This window comes from Klebsiella sp. HMSC25G12 (genome assembly GCF_001807705.1).
In the GTDB taxonomy this organism is placed as follows: Bacteria; Pseudomonadota; Gammaproteobacteria; order Enterobacterales; family Enterobacteriaceae; genus Klebsiella; species Klebsiella variicola.
This window is the reverse complement of sequence record NZ_KV789885.1, coordinates 1-1,813: the sequence shown is the minus strand read 5'-3', so window position 1 is coordinate 1,813 and position 1,813 is coordinate 1. Positions and strand designations below refer to the sequence as shown.

The 1,813-nt window shown below is 51.6% G+C and carries 4 protein-coding genes; 3 read left to right on the top strand and 1 reads right to left on the bottom strand.

Annotation, left to right across the window (positions count from 1 at the left end):
* Positions 1 to 41: 41 nt before the first annotated feature.
* A complete protein-coding gene (locus tag HMPREF3096_RS12860) occupies positions 42 to 203 on the top strand; it encodes a type I toxin-antitoxin system Hok/Gef family toxin (RefSeq protein ID WP_032426744.1) in 162 nt (53 codons plus the stop codon).
* A 160-nt stretch (positions 204 to 363) separates the two neighbouring features.
* On the opposite strand, the gene HMPREF3096_RS12855 is transcribed toward HMPREF3096_RS12860, so the two are convergent.
* Positions 364 to 849 carry a hypothetical protein gene (locus tag HMPREF3096_RS12855; protein WP_048295880.1) on the bottom strand — a complete coding sequence of 162 codons (486 nt, stop codon included), beginning with the start codon at positions 847 to 849 and terminating at the stop codon, positions 364 to 366.
* Between the two features lie 189 nt (positions 850 to 1,038).
* Between HMPREF3096_RS12855 and HMPREF3096_RS12850 the strand changes: the two genes are divergently transcribed.
* The gene (locus tag HMPREF3096_RS12850) at positions 1,039 to 1,311 is read left to right on the top strand and encodes a hypothetical protein (protein ID WP_042939475.1); all 273 of its coding nucleotides are present in this window, start codon (positions 1,039 to 1,041) and stop codon (positions 1,309 to 1,311) included.
* Positions 1,308 to 1,658, top strand: a complete 351-nt coding sequence (locus HMPREF3096_RS12845; RefSeq protein WP_004152758.1) for a hypothetical protein — start codon at positions 1,308 to 1,310, stop codon at positions 1,656 to 1,658. Before HMPREF3096_RS12850 ends, HMPREF3096_RS12845 begins: the two co-directional genes overlap by 4 nt.
* Positions 1,659 to 1,813 lie beyond the last annotated feature (155 nt).

The window sequence follows — 1,813 nt, the reverse complement described above, 5'->3', positions numbered from 1 at the left end:
AATTGCAATATCTGTGTGAACTTACACAGGAGGAGTACACCATGAAACTACCGCGAAACACCCTGGTCTGGTGCGTATTAATCGTGTGTTTAACGCTCTTGATATTCACATGCCTGACCCGGAACCGCTTATGCGAAGTCCGGCTGAAGGACGGGAACAGGGAGGTCGCGGCAAGCCTGGCTTACGAATCCAACGGTAAGTAGCAACCTGGAGGCGGGGGAAACCCCGCCTTTTCAGGGCTGCGTTGGTCTGACATGCCTGAAGCGCCTTTATGAAGGGGTTACCGTTCGCCGGTAGCCCCTTTTTCCTCTATCTATTCATGTTAAGGCTAATGTACGCATCCATTAGCTATTACCGGGAAGGTTATTTTTCCCTGTTCCGTGCTGCACGGATGCCTGTCTGATAGTGCTTTTTCACACTTGCAATATCACTCAGGGTGGAGGCCTGACAGGAGTATGCGGCAAGACGGTAGCGGGAAGCTATTTCATCCAGGATGGCAGGCGTATTATCGCGGCTGCGGTGCTGGCGACCCTTCTGCCCAAAAGTGGCAACAATTATGTCCTGGCTACCCGAGCGGCCGAAAAGGCGCATACAAAGGCGCTTTACAATAAGCGGGGTTAAGTCCAGATCGATGCTGTCAGCTATCTCAAAAATAAAACTCAGCATCCGGTACGTTTTATAGCGCTTAACTGCTGCGCTGATGCGTGCGGCTCGCTGAGGCAGTTCCCACGAATCATCAGAATAACGCTGCAGTTCAGCCTGATAATCCCGGGTCAGATGTTCGATTGTGTACGTAAAGTTGCGGTAAAAGTAAGCGCGAGACTGTTCAGTCTGTGATTCCTGAGCCATTTTATGCACCAGTTGTTAATGCTAATGGATGCGTACATTAGCATTAATATTTACTGCGCTTAAATTTTGTTCTTCTTGCTTGATTGTGTATGACTTCTGTCATACAGTTGTCTGTGTAATGAACAGCAATTGTTCCACTTAACTCAGTGAGGCGAAGCGCAGTCGCGGGTGAGCCAAAGGAGAGCCAGCATGAACTTCACGATAAAATCCCGTAAAACCGGCGAAATTTTCAGTTTTTACGCACCCGACAGTGGTGGCTATGTTCACCTGGAGTCCCCGGGACGCCCAGGTAGCACAGGTGCTCAGATTTGCCGTGGGGGAGGGTTTATGGGGAGTACGCTTTACTGTGACGCTTCTGAGGACGATCTTGCCAGTGTTGCCCGTAAATGGTACCGACAGTTCGTGAGGGAGCGGCGCAAATTCTTAATGATGTCGGGCCAGTATTCTGAGGTTGACCAGTGAAAAAAGAGATCTCCCGCAACCCCTCTTTCACGCCTTCGCCTAAGCTGCGAGCGCATCTGAACTCCCACAGGGAAGGGGTGACTGAACGGCTGAATAATATCTTTGATCGCTATGCGCATCTGGTTCGCGCCTGTGCCCTTCCTCTCGATGACGACGAAACACAGGTTCTGCTTAATGTTCTGAATGGCTCCGTTGTGGAACCCGCCTTTATTGAATATCTGGCTCAGGAAATTCGGGACTCGGATGATTATCTGGAAGGGATACCCGCAGCTAAATCACTGTATGAAAAGTGTCAGTCAGCGACCTATCCGCAATTGCTGGCCACCGTCGAACGCCTGGAACGATAAGAAAGGCATAACAACACTGGACCCCTTCGGCTCCTGGCCAGCTGCGCTGTCCAGTCGTCGAGCCACACTCCGCCATGGCAGCTGCTGCGCACCTGCCGGGCTCCGCCGAACCCGCAAAGCGGTTTCGGGCCTGACGGCTAGTGTCTGATGTCTGA

What these genes read in the sequence shown, in the direction of transcription:
- HMPREF3096_RS12860 (WP_032426744.1), top strand. Translation starts at nt 42, where the DNA reads ATGAAACTACCGCGAAACACCCTGGTCTGGTGCGTATTAATCGTGTGT.
- HMPREF3096_RS12855 (WP_048295880.1), bottom strand. Translation starts at nt 849, where the DNA reads ATGGCTCAGGAATCACAGACTGAACAGTCTCGCGCTTACTTTTACCGC.
- HMPREF3096_RS12850 (WP_042939475.1), top strand. Translation starts at nt 1,039, where the DNA reads ATGAACTTCACGATAAAATCCCGTAAAACCGGCGAAATTTTCAGTTTT.